General features: G+C 72.0%; 26 protein-coding genes. 5 read left to right on the top strand and 21 right to left on the bottom strand.

Annotated features, from left to right (window positions below; genetic code table 11):
- Nucleotides 1–150: 150 nt before the first annotated feature.
- The 17 genes from AC069T_RS16885 to AC069T_RS16805 all read right to left on the bottom strand — a co-directional run bounded on the left by AC069T_RS16885 (nucleotide 151) and on the right by AC069T_RS16805 (nucleotide 8,202).
- Nucleotides 151–336, bottom strand: a complete 186-nt coding sequence (locus AC069T_RS16885) for a hypothetical protein (RefSeq protein WP_478783489.1) — start codon at nucleotides 334–336, stop codon at nucleotides 151–153.
- A gap of 26 nt (nucleotides 337–362) precedes the next feature.
- Entirely contained in the window at nucleotides 363–593 is a 231-nt protein-coding gene (locus AC069T_RS16880; protein ID WP_478783488.1) for a hypothetical protein, read from the bottom strand.
- Entirely contained in the window at nucleotides 590–1,177 is a 588-nt protein-coding gene (locus AC069T_RS16875; protein WP_478783487.1) for a hypothetical protein, read from the bottom strand. Before AC069T_RS16875 ends, AC069T_RS16880 begins: the two co-directional genes overlap by 4 nt.
- Nucleotides 1,174–1,518, bottom strand: coding sequence for a hypothetical protein (locus tag AC069T_RS16870; RefSeq protein ID WP_478783486.1), 345 nt, complete (start codon nucleotides 1,516–1,518; stop codon nucleotides 1,174–1,176). The genes AC069T_RS16875 and AC069T_RS16870 overlap by 4 nt, the downstream gene beginning before the upstream one ends.
- 32 nt (nucleotides 1,519–1,550) lie before the next feature.
- Entirely contained in the window at nucleotides 1,551–1,712 is a 162-nt protein-coding gene (locus AC069T_RS16865; protein WP_478783485.1) for a hypothetical protein, read from the bottom strand.
- A 13-nt stretch (nucleotides 1,713–1,725) separates the two neighbouring features.
- The gene (locus AC069T_RS16860; RefSeq protein ID WP_478783484.1) at nucleotides 1,726–3,114 is read right to left on the bottom strand and encodes a hypothetical protein; all 1,389 of its coding nucleotides are present in this window, start codon (nucleotides 3,112–3,114) and stop codon (nucleotides 1,726–1,728) included.
- A 6-nt stretch (nucleotides 3,115–3,120) separates the two neighbouring features.
- Entirely contained in the window at nucleotides 3,121–3,348 is a 228-nt protein-coding gene (locus AC069T_RS16855) for a hypothetical protein (protein WP_478783483.1), read from the bottom strand.
- A complete protein-coding gene (locus AC069T_RS16850; RefSeq protein ID WP_478783482.1) occupies nucleotides 3,345–3,728 on the bottom strand; it encodes a hypothetical protein in 384 nt (127 codons plus the stop codon). The genes AC069T_RS16855 and AC069T_RS16850 overlap by 4 nt, the downstream gene beginning before the upstream one ends.
- 333 nt (nucleotides 3,729–4,061) lie before the next feature.
- Nucleotides 4,062–4,547, bottom strand: coding sequence for a DeoR family transcriptional regulator (locus AC069T_RS16845; RefSeq protein WP_478783481.1), 486 nt, complete (start codon nucleotides 4,545–4,547; stop codon nucleotides 4,062–4,064).
- A gap of 17 nt (nucleotides 4,548–4,564) precedes the next feature.
- Nucleotides 4,565–5,161, bottom strand: a complete 597-nt coding sequence (locus AC069T_RS16840) for a hypothetical protein (RefSeq protein ID WP_478783480.1) — start codon at nucleotides 5,159–5,161, stop codon at nucleotides 4,565–4,567.
- Nucleotides 5,162–5,239: 78 nt separating this feature from the next.
- Entirely contained in the window at nucleotides 5,240–5,449 is a 210-nt protein-coding gene (locus AC069T_RS16835) for a hypothetical protein (RefSeq protein ID WP_478783479.1), read from the bottom strand.
- The gene (locus AC069T_RS16830) at nucleotides 5,446–5,676 is read right to left on the bottom strand and encodes a hypothetical protein (RefSeq protein WP_478783478.1); all 231 of its coding nucleotides are present in this window, start codon (nucleotides 5,674–5,676) and stop codon (nucleotides 5,446–5,448) included. The genes AC069T_RS16835 and AC069T_RS16830 overlap by 4 nt, the downstream gene beginning before the upstream one ends.
- Complete coding sequence (locus tag AC069T_RS16825) at nucleotides 5,673–6,182, bottom strand: hypothetical protein (protein ID WP_478783477.1); 510 nt, start codon at nucleotides 6,180–6,182, stop codon at nucleotides 5,673–5,675. Before AC069T_RS16825 ends, AC069T_RS16830 begins: the two co-directional genes overlap by 4 nt.
- Nucleotides 6,179–6,841, bottom strand: coding sequence for a hypothetical protein (locus tag AC069T_RS16820; protein ID WP_478783476.1), 663 nt, complete (start codon nucleotides 6,839–6,841; stop codon nucleotides 6,179–6,181). The genes AC069T_RS16825 and AC069T_RS16820 overlap by 4 nt, the downstream gene beginning before the upstream one ends.
- Nucleotides 6,838–7,704: a hypothetical protein gene (locus tag AC069T_RS16815; protein ID WP_478783475.1), complete on the bottom strand. Its 867-nt coding sequence runs from the start codon at nucleotides 7,702–7,704 to the stop codon at nucleotides 6,838–6,840. The genes AC069T_RS16820 and AC069T_RS16815 overlap by 4 nt, the downstream gene beginning before the upstream one ends.
- Nucleotides 7,705–7,789: 85 nt before the next feature.
- Nucleotides 7,790–7,978, bottom strand: coding sequence for a hypothetical protein (locus AC069T_RS16810; RefSeq protein WP_478783474.1), 189 nt, complete (start codon nucleotides 7,976–7,978; stop codon nucleotides 7,790–7,792).
- The gene (locus tag AC069T_RS16805) at nucleotides 7,975–8,202 is read right to left on the bottom strand and encodes a helix-turn-helix domain-containing protein (RefSeq protein WP_478783473.1); all 228 of its coding nucleotides are present in this window, start codon (nucleotides 8,200–8,202) and stop codon (nucleotides 7,975–7,977) included. The genes AC069T_RS16810 and AC069T_RS16805 overlap by 4 nt, the downstream gene beginning before the upstream one ends.
- A 154-nt stretch (nucleotides 8,203–8,356) precedes the next feature.
- On the opposite strand from AC069T_RS16805, the gene AC069T_RS16800 reads away from it, so the two are divergent.
- Complete coding sequence (locus AC069T_RS16800) at nucleotides 8,357–8,818, top strand: hypothetical protein (RefSeq protein ID WP_478783472.1); 462 nt, start codon at nucleotides 8,357–8,359, stop codon at nucleotides 8,816–8,818.
- On the opposite strand, the gene AC069T_RS16795 is transcribed toward AC069T_RS16800, so the two are convergent.
- Complete coding sequence (locus AC069T_RS16795; protein WP_478783471.1) at nucleotides 8,738–9,805, bottom strand: TadA family conjugal transfer-associated ATPase; 1,068 nt, start codon at nucleotides 9,803–9,805, stop codon at nucleotides 8,738–8,740. The genes AC069T_RS16800 and AC069T_RS16795 overlap by 81 nt on opposite strands.
- A complete protein-coding gene (ssd, locus tag AC069T_RS16790) occupies nucleotides 9,802–10,896 on the bottom strand; it encodes a septum site-determining protein Ssd (protein ID WP_478783470.1) in 1,095 nt (364 codons plus the stop codon). Before ssd ends, AC069T_RS16795 begins: the two co-directional genes overlap by 4 nt.
- Nucleotides 10,897–11,467: 571 nt before the next feature.
- On the opposite strand from ssd, the gene AC069T_RS16785 reads away from it, so the two are divergent.
- Nucleotides 11,468–12,301 carry an HAD family hydrolase gene (locus AC069T_RS16785; protein WP_478783469.1) on the top strand — a complete coding sequence of 278 codons (834 nt, stop codon included), beginning with the start codon at nucleotides 11,468–11,470 and terminating at the stop codon, nucleotides 12,299–12,301.
- Between the two features lie 470 nt (nucleotides 12,302–12,771).
- On the opposite strand, the gene AC069T_RS16780 is transcribed toward AC069T_RS16785, so the two are convergent.
- Nucleotides 12,772–13,596 (bottom strand): Fic family protein, encoded by an 825-nt coding sequence (locus AC069T_RS16780; RefSeq protein ID WP_478783468.1) that lies wholly within the window; start codon nucleotides 13,594–13,596, stop codon nucleotides 12,772–12,774.
- 100 nt (nucleotides 13,597–13,696) lie between these two features.
- On the opposite strand from AC069T_RS16780, the gene AC069T_RS16775 reads away from it, so the two are divergent.
- A complete protein-coding gene (locus AC069T_RS16775) occupies nucleotides 13,697–14,704 on the top strand; it encodes an ATP-binding protein (protein ID WP_478783467.1) in 1,008 nt (335 codons plus the stop codon).
- Between the two features lie 4 nt (nucleotides 14,705–14,708).
- Here the strand turns inward: AC069T_RS16775 and AC069T_RS16770 are convergent, their stop codons facing one another.
- Nucleotides 14,709–15,980 carry a polysaccharide deacetylase family protein gene (locus AC069T_RS16770; RefSeq protein ID WP_478783466.1) on the bottom strand — a complete coding sequence of 424 codons (1,272 nt, stop codon included), beginning with the start codon at nucleotides 15,978–15,980 and terminating at the stop codon, nucleotides 14,709–14,711.
- Nucleotides 15,981–16,318: 338 nt separating this feature from the next.
- Here AC069T_RS16770 and AC069T_RS16765 point away from each other — a divergent pair, with 338 nt between their 5' ends.
- Both AC069T_RS16765 and AC069T_RS16760 read left to right on the top strand, forming a co-directional pair.
- Nucleotides 16,319–18,718: a bifunctional SulP family inorganic anion transporter/carbonic anhydrase gene (locus tag AC069T_RS16765; protein ID WP_478783465.1), complete on the top strand. Its 2,400-nt coding sequence runs from the start codon at nucleotides 16,319–16,321 to the stop codon at nucleotides 18,716–18,718.
- Between the two features lie 265 nt (nucleotides 18,719–18,983).
- On the top strand, nucleotides 18,984–19,286 hold a 303-nt coding region (locus AC069T_RS16760; protein WP_478783464.1), incomplete at its 3' end, for an acetyl-coenzyme A synthetase N-terminal domain-containing protein.

The raw sequence follows: 19,286 nt of genomic DNA, 5'->3' as shown, positions 1-19,286 counted from the left end.
TTCCGCTTTGCCGGTTGCTGGTTGTGTCGGTTTCTCTGTGGCCACCACCCCCCCCCCCCCCCACCCCCCCCCCCCCCCCCACCCCCCCCCGCCCCCCCCCCCCCCCCCCCCCCCCGACGAGGACGAGCTGGCGGGTGGTGAGTTCGGCGGTCATCGGCGGCCTCGGCGTGCGCGGACGAGGTCGGCGAGGTCGCGGCCGAACGCGAGGGCGGCGGTGGTGCCGAGCAGGGCCCACACCCATTCGCGGTGGGTGAGGGCGCCGGTGGTCGCGGCGAGGCAGAGCAGGACGACGAGGGCGTGGCCGGTGAGGGTGGCGAGGCCTGGCGTGTCGGGCATGGGGTCGGTTCCTGTGTCGGGGCCGGTCACCGGGCGCGGGAGGCGGTTCTGCGGGGGTCGATGTAGTCGGCGGCGACGTGGATGCCGTCCGGGTGGACGGAGAGCGGGTTCAGGTTGGCCAGCTGGTCGGCGTAGTCGTGGAGGCTCTCGGCGAGGTAACGGGCGTGCCGTTGGGTGATGACGTGGGCGAAGGCGAGGCCGAGGACGACGGCGGCCAGGGCGACGGTGATGAGGCTGAGGACGAACGGGATGGTCATGGCTGCTCCGTGGTGAGTCCGGCGCGGATGAGGTGGTCGGTGAGGTGGGCGCCTGCGATGCAGATGTCGATGCGGCAGTTGCGGCAGAGGTAGCCGTGCGGGTCGCGGCCGTGGTGCCGGCGGAACGCGACGACGCGGGCGTTGTACTTGCGGCCGGAGGCGATCAGGTCGAGGCTGCGGCCGCTGCGGGGGCCGGTCCACAGGACATGGCCGTCGGGAGTTGGCTGCGCGTGCCGGGCGTACGCCTCGTCCAGGTCGAGGCTTTGGCTGGACCGGTCCTGTGGCGGGGCGGTGAGGCCCGTCTCGCGTCGGATGCGGGCGATGTCGTTCAGGCTCATGCGGGTCTGCTGGTAGATGGCTGCGGTGGTCTGCCCGGTGAGGAGCATGGCGATCACCTGGGGTTCAAGGGCGTCGAGTTCGGCGCGGGTGCGCTTGCGGCGGCTGGGCGGCAGGACGATTCCCCGCTCGTCGCGGACGCGGCGAATGCGGTTGTAGTGGACGTTCAGCTGCTCGCCGATGGCCGCGTAGGTGCTGCCGGAGCGGAGCAGCTCGGCGATCGCGTCGTCCAGTTGCTGGCGGTTCATCGCTGCCACGGGACGGGCCGGACGCCGGTGGTGGTGCGGGGGGTGCGGCGGGCGGAACGGCGGGCGGCGGCCGCGCGCGCGAGGGCGGTGGGGCAGCTGGCGATGTGAGGTCGGCGCAGAACCTCGCGCTGCTCAACCGCGGGGCGGGCCTGGGACAGCTGGCGGGTCCAGTAGCGGCCCTCAGCGTCGATGTGGACGGCCTGGTTTCCGGTGGTGTCCTCGGTCGGGTCTATGGCGACGGTGCGCCTGTTGGCGGTGGTGAGGCACCACAGGACGGCGCGCAGGCAGTCGGGGCAGCGTCCGGCGCCGTTGGGGGCGGGCGTGCGGGGCGGGTAGGGCATGGCACGGGGTCCGTTCTGGTCGGGCGGGCGGGTCAGGGGGTGTCGCTGTCTCGTTGGCCGAGGAGGAGGAACAGCGCTCGGGCTCGGTCGTCCCAGAGGTCGGCGAGGCGTTGCGCGCGCTCGTACTGGGCGCGGATGGCGCTGGTGCTGGCGTTGGCTACGAAGTCCGGATCCAGGTCTGGTGGGCTGGACATGGCGCTCCTGGGGTCAGGCGGCGGGTAGGTGGGTGTGGCAGAGGCGGCAGTTGGGGTGGCGCAGGGGCGGGCGGTAGGGGGCGTGGCAGCCGGGGCAGGCGAGCAGCGGTGGAGGCTCGGCGGCCGCGGGGCGGGACGGGCGTCCTGGGCGGCTGGGCGGAGCGTCGGCGCAGGCTTTGCAGGGCGTGCCGGTGTGGGCGCGGAAGCCCCAGTGGCAGCCGGTCTGGCCGCACTTGCTGCGGATGGGCAGGACGGCGCCGAGGAGCCAGCGGCCGGGGTCGGTGAGCTTCTCCTGGGGTGTCCAGCGGCGGAGGCGGGCGACCTGGTCGGCGATGTCCTGGGGCCAGATGCCCTCGTCTCGGACCTGGCGGAGGACCTCGTGGACGATGCGGCGCATCAGGTACCTGGAGATCTGCGGCAGGAGGTCGTTCACGGGGGCCAGGACGGGCGCCAGGATCGGCCAGACGTCCCGGTGCAGGGTGAGCGGCGGCGGGGCGTATGCGGGGCGCTCTACGGGGCGTACAGGAGTTCGACGGAAGGTGGCGGGAGCGACCGGAGCGACCGAAGGGACCGAGTTATCCACAGGGCCAGGCCCGTTACTACGGTTGTCTCGCCTCCGGCGGAAGGACCCACGGCCGGCCGTGCTTCTAGGGTCGTTCAGCTCTTGGTCTTCCTTATACGCGAGCGATCCGTCACCAGCGTCAGGGGCCGATCCGTCACCAGGATCAGGGGTCGTGACCGGGCGGACGGGGTCGTCGTGCACGGTGATGAGGTGGCGGCCGCGGTAGCCGGCGCCCTTGTCGAGGTCGAGCCAGCCGAGCTCGGCGAGCTCGTCCAGGAGCCGGGACACGGCGGCCTCGGCGAGGGGCTGACCGGCGCTCTTGCCGCTGTGGTGGCGCAGCAGACCGGCGAGCTCGGCCAGGGTCGGCTGGTGGCGCCGGACGGTCGTCTCGTAGCGCAGGCCGAGGTAGAGGCGGTGCAGGACCGGGCGCAGCGTGTCAGCGGCCAGGACGGGCGCGCAAACGTACGCCTCGCCGCGGTCCAGGGCGCGCGTCCAGCGCTCGGCGGTGCGGCCGTTGCCGGTGCCGGGGTGGCTGCGGCGCCGGGTGTAGACCTCGCGGATGCCGTCGGTGGGTGCCGGGCGGCCTAGGCGGCGCAGGCCTCTCTCGACGGTGGACACCGACAGGCCGAGGTAAAGGGCGATCCGCTCCACGCCGGCTGTCGAGTTGCGGTGCGCCGACAGGGCCTTGACCTTGCCGTAGACGTTCGTGTCCGCCGCGGCGTAGGTGTCGGCGTCGGTGACGATCCGCCAGGGGTAGCGGACCCACTGGCCGCGGGCAGCACTTCCGGCCCCGCCGCTGATGCGGCGGGGCTCGGGAGCGGGCTCGGGCAGGTGGGTCACGGTGTCCTAGCTGGTGTCGTCGTCTTCGGGGACGGTGTAGGTGGCGCCGCACGGGGCGGTCCGCACGCCCGGGGCGGTGTGGCGGTGCCGTTGGCCGCAGCCGCCGTCTCCGTCGCAGCGCACCGTGTACTCGGTGCGCCCGGAGGTGACGATCGGGTCGGCGGCCACCGCGGGGGGCCCGCCCCAGCGGGGCGGGTCCGCGGGCAGCAGCGGTAACTGGCCGTCGGCGCTCACGAGATGGCCTCGCCGGTATGGGCGGGCTCGGTCCGCGCGGCCGTCGGCGGCACGACGAGGGTGATCGGGCGTACGACGCGGGTGTCGGTCCAGGTGTGGATGTCGGGGTGGTGCAGGAAGCCGTCCCGCTCCAGGTGCGTCATCGCCAGGCGCACGAACCGCGGGTTCATCCGGACGAGGTCGGCCACGCGAGGCGCGACCTGCGGACCGCCGGGCGGCAGGTAGCCGGTGGCGTCGGCGTGGTGCGCCAGGGCGAACGCGACCATGCGCATGTCGCGGGTCGCCTCGCTCGCCAGGACGGCGGCCTCCCATACGCGGCGGTCGAACGGGGCGGCCACGTCGGTGGCTTCGGGGGTGGTGCCGGGTGTCAGGGTCTGCATGTCGACTCTCCTGTGTGGTGCGGAGCGCCGGGCCCGGGTCTGTTGCCGGGGCCAGGCGGGACGGGGTCCGGTGCTGCCGTGCTCCTTCGAGGTCTGGCCGGGGCAGGTCCGGGCGGGGTGGTCAGCTCGACGGCGTGAGGCGGGTGGGGTCGGGGTGGCCGGCCAGGGCCCACGGGCTGTGCCGGTCGCAGCGCCAGCCGCACGGGTACGGGCGGGCCCGCTGCAGCCCGTGCGGCAGCCACGGCACGCCGCACGGCCGCCGCTGGCGAGGGCGTGGTGCGGGGGCGGGTGGTCCGCCCCGTGGTGTGGAGGTCGGGGCGGACCACCCGGTCATCAGTGGGCCTGCCGAGCCGGGACGGCCACGGGGACCGGGCGCAGCACGACGTCGCGGATCATGAAGTGCTGGCCGGGCCGGATGGCGCCGCGGTCCAGGGCCTGGCGGTAGTGGTGCGCCAGCGCCACGACGGCCTGGTTGATCAGCGCCTCGGCCTCGCGCCCGCTCTGCGCCAGCAGCGCCAGGTCGCGGCGCAGCCCCGGCCACTGGCTCAGGTCGATGGTCACCGGCTGCGCCATGCGCTGTGGCAGGGACCGTGCTGGCGCAGCCTGCGCCGCCGCTGGCGCGTCGCCGTCGCTGGCCTGCGGCGCAGCCTGCGCCACCTCGTCCGCCGTGTCTGCGCCACCGGTCTGCGCGGTCTGCGCCAGGGCCTCAAGGTCACGGCGCACCGTGTCCTTGGAGATGCCCAGGCGCTGCGCCATGTCGCGGTGGCTCAGGTCTGGCTCAGCCTGCGCCAGCTTGGCGACGCGGGCGCGGCGCAGCATGCGCGCCGAGTCCGGGCTCACCGTGCGCCACCGATGTGGACCGGGCGGCCGTCGCGGATGATCGTCAGGCGCTGCGATCCGGCCTCGAACCACAGCTCGAAGATCGGATCGTCGGAGGCCTCCACGGAGTAGCAGCCGAGCATGCCGTCGAGCACGTCCGGGGTGCCCTGGCAGGTGTGGGCGAGCAGCTGCATGCTGAGCAGCCCGTCGCCCTCGTCGGCCACGATGTACGTCTCGCCGAACGCCGGCGTCATGGCGAGCTCTTCGTAGGCGACGTGCACCAGGTCACCCGGGCGAAGCGGGTACCACGGCGCGGACTCCAGGGCGGCGGCGCCGGCCTGGAGCACGGCGAGCTCCCCGACCAGGTCTCGGCGCCGCTTGGCGTCCTCGGCCTGCGCGAGCGGGCTGGCCTCCTGGGTAGGCGGCAGGGTGCCGTACAGCGCTGTGAACATCTTCGCGGCCAGGCCCTCGGGCCTGCCGGTCCAGCTGTTGCGGTGCTCGCCGGTACCCGGGAGCGTCTCGGTCACCTGGACCGTGAGGAACGCCGGCGTTGCACCGGGGATGAGGCGCTCGATGGCCTCGGTCATGATCTCCAGTCGCGGATCGCGACCCATAGCGGTGTCCTTCGAGTGGTGCCCGGGCGGAGGGGGACGGTTCAGGTCACGTCCCCGCCCGCCCGGAGATCGGGTGGGTCAGGTGCGCTCGGTGCGAGACCGGCGCTGGGCGGCCGTGGTGACGGCCTCGACGGGAGCGGTGATACGGAAGCCCTCGGCGGTGAGGTCCTCGGCCTGGCGGCGGGCGATGCGCCCCAACTCCTCGCTGCTCAGGCCCGGGAGTGCCAGGGCCAGGCGGGCGGCGAGGACAGCGATCGCGGCCTCGGCCACGAAGCCGGCGCGCGTCACCGTGCGGACTCCCTCACACGCGGCCGGCGGGCACGCTGCCACTCGGTCCAGGTGAACCGGACCTGCAGCCACCAGTCCCCCGGCAGGTGCCGGTAGCGGCGGCACAGGGCCACGGCCGCCTGGACGACGACCCGCCAGGCGTGGACGGCGCCCTCGGCGACGCTCGCGATGACCCACCACAGGGCGACGGCCACGGCGAAGATCAGCAGCCACTCCATGACGCTCATCCGGTGCGCTCCTCGTAGTTGTTCAGCGCGATGTCGAGGTAGACGGCTTCGGACCAGCGGCCTGCGTCGGGCGGCGGCGCCCACGGCTTGCCGTCGATCGGCTCCTCGGCCAGGTGCAGCGCCGCCTCCGCGATCAGGTACGGATCGGCGAGGACATCGACGTCGAGCAGCTGGCAGCGGTCCTCGATGTCGCGCGCGCTCCAGCCGGTCACGTGGGACCAGGCGATGACCAGGCCGCGCTCCTTGACGCGCTCGCCGAGCACCCGTGAGCCGACGGTCCACACCAGGCGCACGAACAGCTCGTCGCCCCCGGCGAGGCCCGTCCGTACGCCGGCCTCCATCGCGGCCGGCTGCATCCGGACGGCGAACAACTCACGGAAGACGTGGTCCGCGTACGGGAGCTGAGGCAGGGTCAGGATCCGGGTGGCCTCGCCCACGGACAGCTGGCCGCTGTCGTGAGTGCTCTTCCCGGGCCCGCCCGTACGGCCCCCATCGATGGCGGTCACTTCGCACCGCCGACCGCACGCTGTTCCAGCAGCCGAGCGCTGATCCACCGGGCGGCCGCGCCGACCGAGCGCAGCGGCTTCCCGCCACGGCCGCGGCCGTCGTTGCAGTGCGACCACCGGATGCGCTGCCCGAAGCCGTACTGGCCCTCAGGGTCAGGCACGGCCAGCGCCGCCCAGACGACACCGCCGAGCTTGCCCCGGCCCTGGGTGATCTGGCCGACGACGACGTCCTCGGTGACCTTCTTCACCCGGGGGCGCGTGACGACCAGGTCGTGCGGCTCGTCGTCCAGGGCGCGGCCCATGTCCAGCCACGGCTGGCCGGGCCACAGCAGCAGCCCGGACATCTGCCGCGGCGGCAGCCCGTAGCCGAGCGTCTTAGTGCTGGTCGTCGTGCGCCCGGTGTCGGAGGTCTGCTCACCCGTGATCAGCTGCGCGGCCCCGCAGGAGTGGCACACGATCCGGACCGTCAGCTGAGCGAACGAGTTGCGGTGGCCGCAGTCCTCCTGCGGGCACGAGTGCCGGATCGGCTCGGCACCGCGGTACTGGTAACGGAACTCGTTCTCCTCGATCCGCGTGCCGATGTCCCAGGCAGGCCGCTTGCAGCCCACGTGGTGCTGCGGCTGCTCCCACCCCAGGTAGGTGTCCAGAGCCGAGATCACTTGCCACCGCCCGTACGCGGCTGGCCGGTGGCGGCGGCCGTCCAGGCCGTGGAGGCGAGCTCGAACAGTGCGACGCAGGCGCTGCAGACGTCCGCCATGCCCAGGTTGGGCACCCAGCTGCAGCCGCCCTCGCAGGGCGAGTCCTCGGTGCAGCCGCAGCGCGCGCACCGGGCGACGTCGTCCTCGCCGTCGGCGAGCACGGCCGCCACCTCCGCGGCGAGCTGCTCACCGGACACGGCCTCGACCCGCAGGTGCTCGGTGAGCTCGCCAAGGTCATCGCCCGCGACGACCAGCTCGGCGCGGCCGCCGTATGCCGAGGTGCACTCGATGACGACGCGGCGGCGGCCGTTGACGGCCCGGGGGGTTTGTACGCAGCCGTTCCACGTGAGGGTCATGGGCATGCCGTCGTGGGGCGTCTTGGCCGACTCGGCCGCGACGGCGATCGCGGACACCAGCAGCAGGTCGGTACCGCGGCGGCCCTCGCACAGACGCAGCACCGCCTCAAGCTGACGGTGCACGCCGGCCATGGCCGCGAGCTGGCTGCGGAGTTCGGCGATCTCGGCCTCGCGCTCGGCACGGACCTGCTCGCATGCGGCGGAGACAGCGCACTCGACAGACACGGGGTCGAACAGGATGCCGGCGCGCCGCTCGGCCTCGGCGAGCTGCTCGCCGGTCGCCGCGCCGGCCTCGGCCATCGTGGCGTCGAGGACCGCAGCGGCAGCCGCCTGCACCGGGCTGGCCTGCGGCTCCGGGCCGACGGGCACGGGCAGGACGGCTGCGAACGCGGAACGGGGGTCCGGCGTCACAGCGAGCGGGGCCTCCGCCGGGGGCACGGGCCCGGGGATGGGCGATGATGTGTTCACGGGGTCCACTCCTTGGGTTGTGTAGGGGTGGTGCTCTGCAGGGGCCGCGTTCCGGGACCAGCCGGGCGCGGCCCCGATTCGTTGATCAGGCAGCGGCCGTGGCCGACTGCGCCGCCGCGCGGGCAGCGCCCTGCAGCAGCACGACCAGGCGGCGGATCTCCGCGTCACTCAGGCGGCACTGCGGGCATTTCTCCGGCGCGGCCTGGTGCTCGCACAGCTCGGCGAATCCCGCCTCGAACGCCTGGTCCGGCGTCAGGCAGATCCGGCCGCTCATGCCGCCTCGCTCCTGGGCGGCGGCATGAGGTCAGAGGTCTGGCAGCCAAGGACCTCGGCGAGACGAAGGAGCACAGGTGGCGAGGGGTTCACACGGCCGTGCTCGATCGAGGACATGTGCGGCTTCGAGATGCCCGCCTGGCGGGCGAGGTCGATCTGTTTCAGGCCAGCTTCGATTCGCTTGCGGCGAATCGTCTCCGGGCTGTGGGTCCGTCGGGGTTCCATGGATGGAGACTACGTCGAAACTACAAAAAACTTCAAGAGACCTTCATGAGGAACTCGCCTTGCCCCTGAAGTTATGCGCAGCGTATAGCCCTCACCTGCGAAGATTCGCTAAAGTTTCTTCCAGTTTCGTGGGATGCCTCAACGGGAGATGGCCGTGACTTCGACCCAGCCGGAGATTCAGCCACCCCCGGAGGCGGCGCTGATCCGCGTTGCCCGCCTTGCCCGGGGGCTGAGCCCAGAGAAGGCCGCCGACCTGACCCCCATCAGGCTCGGCGGGGCACGATGGCGGCACATCGAGCGCGGCTTCGAGCCGAAGCGACCCCCCAAACCGGTTCGCGCCCCCGACAAGACCCTTGCCCACATGGCTCACGTTGTGGGCGTCTCGCCCGAGCGGCTGGTCGAGGTGGGCCGAGGCCCGGCGGCTGAGGTGTTGCGGGAGATCGCGAGGCAGGAGGCCGAGGCCGACCAGCCCCAGGAACGGCCGTACGCGAACTTGTCGGATCCGCTGGAGCGGACGGCGTGGGAGATGCCGCTGTCAGTCGAGGACCGGCGGCTGATCGTGGACATGCTGCGGAAGGCGAAGGCGCAGGGGCGCGGCCACCAGCGCGGCGCCTGACCTGAGGTGGGGCTGAGCTGGGCTGACTACGGAGAGAAGTGTTGGTGCGCACCGGAGGGTGATTGACACGACCTCGGGACCGCGCACCTCCCCGACGACCAGCCGGTCGGGTCGCATGCGCAGTGCCTGCCGCACGAGATCCGGCAACCCGACCTGTCCGACGCCTTCCTGGTTCGCGGGCCGCCCTTCGAGACGGACCACGTGCGGATGGTCGGGCCGCAGTTCGGCCGAGTCCTCGGCGAGCACGATCCGCTCGCCCGGGCCGACGAGCCCGAGCAGCGCGCTGAGAAGCGTCGTCTTCCCCGTCCCCGTGCCCCCGCTGATCAGGAAGGACAACCGGGCGTCCAGGAGTCCCCGGAGCACCCGGTCCCCGCCGGGCGGGACCGTCCCCGCGGTCACCAGCTCGTCGAGGGTGAAGGCCCGCGGCCGTACGACCCGGAGCGAGAGACAGGTGGAGCCGACCGCGACCGGCGGCAGGACCGCGTGCAGGCGAGTACCGTCCGGCAGGCGGGCGTCCACCCAGGGGCGGGCGTCGTCGAGCCGTCTCCCGGCGACGGCCGCCAGACGCTGCGCGAGACGCCGTACGGCCGCCGCGTCCGGGAAGGAGACGCCCGTCAGCTCCAGACCTCCGCCCCGGTCGACCCACACCCGGTCCGGTGCCGAGACCAGGACGTCGGTCACCGACGGGTCGGCGAGCAGCGGGTCGAGGGGCCCGCTGCCGACCAGCTCGGAGCGCAACGCGTCTGCGGCCCCGAGCACTTCCGCGTCCCCGAGCACCCGTCCCTGTGCGCGGAGCGCCTGTGCCACACGAGCAGGTGTCGGTTCGGCCCCGCTCTCGGCGAGCCACTGCCGTACACCCTCCAGCAGGCCCGTACCCGCGCCCGTGGCCCCGCCGAATGCCGTGTGCCCGACGCCGCTCGGCTCCGTATTGGAATGCCTGCGGGCTCGTGGGCCCGGACGGCCGTCGGGGCCCGAGCCCCAGCTCATACGCCCCCTCCTTCGACGGGCATGTGCTCCCAGAACGCCGCGCAGAAGCGGGCGAGTGGGCCCCGCGCCGCTCCCCCGGGCGGTACGCCGCCGTCCGGACGCGGGACCTCTTCGGGCACCTCGCCGATCAGGGGCAGTCCGAGCAGGCGGGCGACCTCCCGGTCGTCCAGACCGGGTGCGTACGGACCTCTCACCGCGACGCGCAGGTCACGCAGCACCATGCCGACCGCCGACGCCACCCGCCCCGCGGACGCGACGGCGCGCAGCTCGGCGGGGACCACCAGGACTCCGAGGTCGAGCTGGGCGAGTGCCTCGGCGGCACCCTCGTCGATCCTTCGCGGGAGGTCGACGACGACCGCGCCGCCGCGTCGCCTTGCCGCGGCGAGGACGGCCCGGACCGCCGGGGGCGGGATGGCCACCGCGTCGCCGCGGTCCCAGCTGAGGACCCGCAGCGCGTGAAGCTCGGGAAGCGACTCCTCCAAGGCGCCGCCACCAACCCGGCCGCGGGATGCGGCGAAAGCGGGCCAGCGCAGGCCTTCGACCGCTTCCCCGCCGAGGAGTACGTCGAGTCCGCCGCCCAGCGGGTCGGCGTCCACGAGCAGGGTGCGCCGGCCCTGGCGTGCCGAGGTGACCGCGAGGGCGCATGCCAGCGTGGACGCCCCGGCACCGCCCCGGCCGCCGATCACGCCGACGGTGAGGGCGGGGCTGCCGACGCCCTCGGCCACGTCGGCGATGCGGTCGACCAGCCACCGCTCCCCGTCGGGCAGCATCAGGACGTGGTCCGCGCCGATCTCGACGGCCCGCTGCCACACCCCGGAATCGTCCTGATCCCGCCCCACCAGCACGACACCCCTTCTGCGGGTGGCTCCGCGCACCCGGGCAGCGGCGTCGTCACCGACGAGGACGAGCGGTGCCGCCTCCCATCCGCCGCCGCGCTCCGGTACGCCGGGGTGGACCTCCGGTCGGGCGCCCGCTGCCGCGCACAGGCGCAGCAGGTCGTCGAGCAGTTCGACGTCCTCCGTGACGATCAACGGTCCGCCCTGCCGCCCTTCGGCGGTGGGCGGCCGCCCGTGTGTGATGGCTCCGGCCACGATCTCCAGCCCCCTTGGCTACTGTCCCGGCGGGGTGCTGAGCGCCCCCGCGATTCCCGCTCGTGTGGAGAACCGGAGACCGGCCTCCATATGAACGGCCGATACGAACCGGCCAAACGCGTCCGGCAAACGGAACCGGCCATGAACTCGCCGCGAGCGGACGCGTTGGAATCACGGTGCAACGAACAGGGAAATCGTGTGGATCTTGGTCGATAACTGTGGACAACTCAGGGGCTGTGAATATCGGCTTCACTCATACCGGTGGCCCTCGCGCGACTTCCACAGCGCAGCGCTGTGACCACGTAGAGTGACGAATCATGAACACACGTCAACATGCCCGAAGACCGCACACGGAGATCGGGAGACTGCGAACGTAAAGGGGAAAACCCACCCGGACATGCGACGACCCCCGCCGGGGGGGAGAGCGGGGGTCGTCTCCACGGCCGACTCGGGGGGGGAGGAGCCGGGCCGGGTTAGCACGGTCGCGAACGATCCGTGACTTCCATGGTGTACCCGAGAGCCCTCTCAGGCAAACCCACACGCCCCACACTACGCCGAATGGTGGGCGCCTATGCTCACCCTCGTGGAAAACCACTCCTTGCCCCGTACAGCGGCCTTCTTTGACCTGGACAAGACGGTCATTGCGAAGTCGAGCACCCTCACGTTCAGCAAGTCGTTCTACCAAGGCGGGCTGATCAACCGAAGGGTCGCGCTGCGCACCGCATATGCCCAGTTCGTGTTCCTGGCGGGCGGCGCCGACCACGACCAGATGGAGCGGATGCGCAAGTATCTGTCCGCCATGTGCCGCGGCTGGAACGTCCAGCAGGTCAAAGAGATCGTCGCCGAGACGCTGCACGGACTGATCGACCCCATCATCTACGACGAGGCCGCCTCCCTCATCGAGGAGCATCACACCGCGGGCCGCGACGTCGTGATCGTCTCCACGTCGGGGGCCGAGGTGGTGGAGCCGATCGGCGAACTGCTCGGTGCCGACCGCGTGGTGGCGACCCGCATGGTGGTGGGTGACGACGGCTGCTTCACCGGCGAGGTGGAGTACTACGCGTACGGGCCCACCAAAGCCGAGGCGATCAAGGAGCTGGCCGCGTCGGAGGGGTATGACCTGGCGCGCTGCTACGCCTACAGCGACTCGGCGACCGACCTGCCCATGCTGGGATCCGTCGGCCATCCCCACGCCGTGAACCCGGACCGCGCACTGCGGCGGGAGGCGGTCGCCCGGGGCTGGCCGATCCTGGACTTCCACCGTCCGGTCCGCCTGAAGAAGCGGCTGCCCGCCCTGTCCGTGCCACCCCGGCCGGCGCTCGTCACCGTCGCGGCGGTCAGTGCGGCGGCGGCCACGGCGGGACTTGTCTGGTACGCGAGCCGGCGCCGGACGCCTCTCGTGTGACCTTCGCGGCGGCCTCCGGACCGGAGAGTCACTCGCATGGTCACGCCTCCGCAGCGCCGAGCCGCCGTAGCCGTAGCCGTAGCCGTAGCCGTAGCCGTAGCAGACACTGACCTTTTCGCACCCTTTTGCAGGCAAAAGTAAAGAAGTACGACGGGGGGTTCCGCTTCCTGCGGACCTGGAGTACAAAGAAGTTAACGGCCCGCGAGACCAAGGACATCCGAGAGGATTACCTTCGAACGCACCACGGCCCCACGGACCGAGCATGGACACCAGGCACCCACGCGACGTCGACCCGTCGAATACGGGCCAGCCGCACCAGGTGACGGGCAAGAGTTCCCGTCCTGATGGGCAACATTTCGAGGACGCATGGTAACCAGGTGAACATGCCAGCGGCGGTACGAGTTCTCGTACCGCCGCAACCCTGTTCCAAAAGATTTTCCGTCTCCAGAAGACGGGCCGGGGCTCCCCTGTCAGGCCGCTCCGCGCTGGAGCGCCTCGCACACGGCCGTCGACTCCCGGGCGCCCAGTTCGACCGCCTTGCCGCAGTGGGCGATCCAGGCCGCCACGCCCTCCGGGGTGCCGGAGACGTAGCCGTCGAGCGCTGCCACGTAGGCCGCGCGGCCCAGTTCGCCGTGGCCGACCTCGGCCGGGCAGACGGACTTCGGGTCCAGGCCGCTGTTGATCAGGACGATCCGTTCTGCGGCGCGCGCCACCAGCCCGTTGTGCGAGGCGAAGGGCCGCAGGGCGAGCAGCTCGCCGTGGACGACGGCGGCCGTCACCAGGGCGGGGGCCGATCCTCCGGCGACGACCAGCCGGGACAGGCCCTCGAGGCGGCCGGCGACCTCGTTCGCGTCCGGCAGCGGCAGCTCGACGAGCGGCTCGGCGACCGGCTCACCGTCCTGACGCGGCCGTCCCACCTCGTCCGCGTTGTCGGCGGCGGCAACCAGGTGCAGCCGGGCCAGTACCCGCAGGGGCGACTGCCGCCAGATGGAGAGCAACTGGCCGGCCTCGGCGGTCAACCGCAGGGCCGCGCCGACCGTACGGGCCTCGTCGTCCCCACGGAAGTCGGTGCGCCGTCGCACCTCCTCGAGTGCCCAGTCGGCACCGGAGAGCGCCGCGGAGCCGCGCGCCGCGCGCAACGCCGCCTCGGACGTGATCTCGTTGCTGCGCCGCCGCATGATCCGGTGCCCGTAGACCCGGTCCACGGCCTTGCGCACGGACTCCACGGACTCGGCCACGCCGGGAAGCGAGCCAAGGGCCGCGAGCGGATCTGCGGTCGCGCCTGTCGTACTCATGAGTACGACCCTACGCACCCCCGCGGCTCTCCCCACGAAGGAGTGGTCTTCTTCACGTCGACACGCGTGCGGACACCCCCTCCGCACTATCTTACTGAACATGAAAATTGCTTTCGTTGGGAAGGGCGGCAGCGGCAAGACCACCCTGTCCTCCCTCTTCGTCCGCCATCTGGCGGCCGTCGGCGCCCCGGTCGTGGCGGTGGACGCCGACATCAACCAGCACCTCGGAGCCGCGCTCGGACTCGACGAGGACGTGGCCGCGGCCCTGCCCGCGATGGGGGCGCACCTGCCGCTGATCAAGGACTACCTGCGGGGTTCCAACCCGCGGATCGGTTCCGCCGAGGTGATGATCAAGACCACTCCGCCCGGCGAGGGCTCGCGGCTGCTGCGGGTGCGCGAGGACAACCCCGTGTACGACGCCTGCGCACGGCCGGTGGAACTCGACGGCGGCACGGTCCGTTTGATGGTCACCGGCCCCTTCACCGAAGCCGACCTCGGGGTTGCGTGCTACCACTCCAAGACCGGTGCGGTGGAGCTGTGCCTGAACCACCTGGCCGACGGCCGCGACGAGTACGTGGTCGTCGACATGACGGCGGGCTCGGACTCCTTCGCCTCCGGGATGTTCACCCGCTTCGACATGACGTTCCTCGTCGCCGAGCCGACCCGGAAGGGGGTTTCCGTCTATCGCCAGTACAAGGAGTACGCCCGCGACTACGGCGTCACCCTGAGAGTCGTCGGCAACAAGGTGCAGGGCCAGGACGACGTCGACTTCCTCCGCGCCGAAGTCGGTGACGACCTCCTGGCCACCGTCGGGCACTCCGACTGGGTGCGTGCCATGGAGAAGGGCCGCCCGCCCCGGTTCGAGCTCCTGGAGGACGTCAACCAGCAAACTCTGCGCACCCTGCGCTCCGCCGCCGATGCCACGTACGAGCTGCGTGACCGGGAGCGTTACACGCGCCAGATGGTGCACTTCCATCTGAAGAACGCGGACTCGTGGGGCAACGCGAAGACGGGGACCGACCTGGCGGCGCAGATCGACCCCGGCTTCGTCCTGGGCGAGGACGCGACGGCGGCCGTTTCACCGGCGGCTGTCGACGCGACCGTGTGACCCGCTACTGCCGGAGGGCCGGGGCCCCGGGGACGCCCTTCGGGGCCGGGGCCGGACGGCCCGACAGGTACGCCGGCCAGCCCTCCTTCGGGGCCTGGCCCACCTTGAGGCCGCGCAGCTTCTCCAGCGTGGCCGGGTCCTGGGCGTCGAGCCAGTCGGCGAGCTGCCGGAAGGAGACACAGCGCACCTCGGACCTGGTGCACACACTCCCGATGACCTCGTCGAGGGCACGCATGTACGTACCGCCGTTCCAGGACTCGAAGTGGTTGCCGATGACCAGCGGCGCGCGGTTGCCGTTGTAGGCGCGTTCGAAGCCCTGGAGCAGGCCGTCACGCATCTGGTCGCCCCAGTACTCCTGCTTGGCGGGGTCGCCCTGGGTCGTGGTGCCCGACTGGTTCACCATGAAGTTGTAGTCCATGGTGAGCGTCTCGAAGCCGCGGCCCGGGACCGGGACGAGCTGCATCGACAGGTCCCACAGGCCCTCCTTCTTCTTGGGCCAGACCTGGTCGTTGACGCCGCTGGTGTCGTACCGGAAGCCCAGCTGGCGGGCGGCGCGCATGAAGTTCTTCTGCCCTTCCAGGCAGGGGGTCCGGGCGCCGATGAGCTCCCGGTCGTAGTCGAAGGGCAGCGGGGACGCGTTCGTCGTACCGGTGTTGGTCTTCCAGGACTTCACGAACGACTTCGCCTGGGCGATCTCGTCCTTCCATTCCTTGACCGACCACTCACCGACGCCGCCCCCGCTGCCGCAGAAGTGGCCGTTGAAGTGGGTCCCGATCTCGTTGCCCTCCAGCCACGCCGCGCGCAGCTGCTTCACGGTCTCCTCGATGCCCTGCCTGTCGTTGAAGCCGATGTCGGAGCGGCCGGGCGAGTGCTGTGGCGGTTTGTAGAGCTCGGCCTTGTCCTCCGGCAGCATGTACACGCCGCTGAGGAAGTACGTCATCGTCGCGTTGTTGTCCTTCGCGACCTTGCGGAAGTGGGAGAACAGCTTCTGGCTGTCCTCGCCGGCGCCGTCCCAGGAGAAGACCACGAACTGCGGGGGCTTCTGGCCGGGCTTCAGCCGCTCGGGCCGGGACAGATGCGGCTGCGCTCCGGTGTACGCGGTGGAACCGTCGCCGATCAGGCGGACCGCATTCTTGGGCGCCGGGACCGCGGCGGGCTTCCTCGCGCCGGGCGCGCCCTCCTCGGAACGGGTGGTGCCGGTGGCGCAGCCGGCGAGTGCCGTGGCGCAGGCCGCGGCGAGCGCGGCGCCCGCGGCGATCCTCTGGATGGCGGCCATCTTCCGCCCACCTTCTTCCTTCAGTCAGGGCAACGCTGCTCAGGGCGTTCTCGGGGTGCTGGGCAGGGACGTGCCGTCAGCGCCGTCAAGGTCGCACGGACTTCGGAAGAGATTTGTATGACAAGCCGATGAAAATCCCCATTCACTCAGGAGAGTGTTTTCTTGACCCATTTGCGGCTATTGACACCACTCGTCCTTTACTCTGCATTACGATCCATTTACCGAGCGTTGAACCATCCCGCCGCTGTACGCCGTGACCCACGGCCGCGACCCGCCCCCCGCCTCGAGCGGGGGATCACCTGTTCCGCGACCGCGCTGCCCCGGAGGAGACGGGAACCATGTCTGCCTGCGCCCCCGCCCACGCCGCCGACCCGACTCGGCCCTCACGTGTCCCCGAGCCCCACAGCCCCCCGCCGGCCCCGCCCCGCCGATTCCGTATCGCGGGTGCCGATGTGTCGGCCTCCATCGCGGTCTTCCTGATCGCCCTGCCCCTGTCCCTCGGCATCGCCCTGGCCACCGACGCTCCGCTTCAGGCCGGCCTAGTCGCCGCGGCGGTCGGCGGGATCGTCGCCGGACGGTTCGGCGGCTCCCCCCTCCAGGTGAGCGGCCCGGCCGCCGGCCTCACGGTGGTCACCGCCGAGCTGATCCACCGCTACGGATGGCGTACGACCTGCGCCATCACGGTCCTCGCGGGCATCGCGCAACTAGGCCTCGGCTGCCTGCGTGTGGCCCGCTCCGCACTCGCCGTCAGCCCCGCCGTCGTCCACGGCATGCTCGCCGGCATCGGCGTGACCATCGCCGTAGCCCAGCTGCACATCGTGCTCGGAGGCACCCCCCAGAGCTCGGTGCCCGCCAACGTGCTGGCCCTGCCCGCCCAGTTGGCCGGGCTGCACCCCGCCGCCGTGTCCATGAGTGTGCTGACCCTGGTGCTGCTGCTGGCCTGGCCGCGGATCCCCGGGCGGGTCGGGCGCGCCCTGCGCAAGGTCCCCGCCGCGCTCGTCGCCGTCGGCGGGGCCACGGCGGCCGCCTCGCTCGCCGGGCTGCGCCTGCCGATGGTCGACCTGCCGTCCTGGAGCAGCCACGCGCTGGCCGGACTGCCCGAGGGCCCGGTCCTCGGCCTCGTCGCCGCCGTCCTCACGGTGACCCTGGTGTGCAGCGTGCAGTCGCTGCTCGGCGCCGTCGCCGTGGACAAGCTGGTGGCCGGGCGGCCGGGACTGCACGCTCACGTCGGCCGGTCCGACCTCGACCGCGAGCTGCTCGGCCAGGGTGCCGCCAATGTGGTCTCCGGGGCACTCGGCGGTCTGCCGGTCGCCGGTGTGGCGGTACGTACGTCGGCGAATGTGCACGCAGGTGCGGTGAGCCGGAACTCCACGATGCTGCACGGCGTTTTCGTAGTAGCCGCCGCGCTGCTGATGGTCCCGGTCCTGGAGCTGATCCCGCTCGCCTCGCTCGCTGCCCTGGTGATGGCCGTCGGCATCCAGATGGTGTCCCTGCACCACATCCGCACGGTGACCCGCCACCGCGAGGTGCTGGTGTACGCCGTCACCACGCTCGGCGTCGTCGCCTTCGGCGTCCTGGAGGGCGTGGCGCTGGGGGTCGCCGTGGCCGTCGGTGTCGCCCTGAACCGCCTCGCCCACACCCGGATCACGCACGAGGAGAGGGAAGGAGTCCATTACGTAGGAGTGCGTGGGCAGTTGACGTTCCTCGCCGTGCCGCGCCTCAGCCGTGCACTGCACCTGGTCCCGCGGGGCTCCGCGGCCGTCGTGGAGCTGGACGGCTCGTTCATGGACCACGCTGCCTACGAGTCGCTGCAGGACTGGCAGAACACGCATGTCGCCCAGGGCGGCAAGGCCGAGATCGCCGGACGCAGACTCGGGACCCGCATCGCCGAGCCCACGGACGGCTCCCACTGCCGGTGCCGCCCCTGGACACCCTGGCGCAACCACCACTGCGAGCCCTCCGCCGGCCCGCAGCCCGCGTCGGCCGGCGGCCCCTCGGACGGCCGGGAGCGCACCGGTGGGACGGGCGGTTCCCCCGGGCGCAGTGGACACCAACTGGCCCGTGGCATCAGCGCGTTCCAGCGCAACACCGCGCCCCTGGTGCGGGGCGAGCTGGCCCGTCTGGCGCGCGAGGGGCAGCGGCCGTCGCAGCTCTTCCTGACCTGCGCCGACTCTCGGCTCGTCACGTCGATGATCACGTCCAGCGGCCCGGGCGACCTCTTCGTCGTACGCAACGTGGGCAATCTCGTGCCGCCGCCCGGCGAGGAGAGCGGGGACGACTCGGTGGCCGCCGCGATCGAGTACGCGGTGGATGTGCTGGAGGTGCGGTCCATCACGGTGTGCGGGCACTCCGGGTGCGGGGCGATGCAGGCCCTGCTGAACTCGGAGCCCGGTGGAGCGCAGACGCCCCTCAAGCGCTGGCTGCGGTACGGCCTGCCGAGCCTGGAGCGGATGGCCACCGCCGACCGGCCGTGGCCCCGGCTCGCCGGACGGGCCCCGGCCGACGCGGTGGAGCAGCTCTGTCTGACCAACGTGGTGCAGCAGCTGGACCATCTGCGGGCGCACGATTGCGTGAGGCGCGCCCTGGCGGCGGGGGCGCTGGAGCTGCACGGGATGTATTTCCACGTGGGCGAGGCGCAGGCGTATCTGCTGACCGGCGCCGACGACGGTGAAGGCGTCGGCACGGCCGAGCTGTTCGACCACGTGGACGAGCCCGAGGACCTGCCCAGTCCCGCGTGAGCATGACCGGGGTGCGGCCGGATCAACGACGGCCGCACCCCGCCCGGCCTCCGCACCCCGGTACCAACAGCCCTCCGCACCAGCTGCCGCCCCTTCCGGATCGCCCCGCCCACCCGTGGCGTCGCGGGGCCGGGCCCGTCCGTGCGCAGCAGACTGAACCCGGCCGCCCGCCCGTACGTGCCCCTGAGTGACCCCACGGTCGCCGAATAGGTCTAAACCAATTCCGGATCGGCCCTTGTCATCGGGCCCTCCGGTCTGATGAGCTGTGGCCTGGGACACAACGGACACCCTGGGAAAGGGAGATGTCGTGAGCAACGAAAGCCTGGCCAACCTGCTGAAGGAAGAGCGCAGGTTCGCGCCGCCCGCCGACCTGGCCGCGAACGCCAATGTCACCGCGGAGGCGTATGAGCAGGCCAAGGCTGACAGGCTCGGCTTCTGGGCCGAGCAGGCCCGTCGGCTGACCTGGGCCACCGAGCCCACCGAGACCCTCGACTGGTCGAATCCGCCGTTCGCCAAGTGGTTCAAGGACGGCAAGCTCAACGTCGCGTACAACTGCGTGGACCGCCAT

The sequence above is a fragment of the Streptomyces sp. NPDC043867 genome, from assembly GCF_056435845.1.
This window is presented reverse-complemented; position numbering and strand designations above follow the sequence as displayed.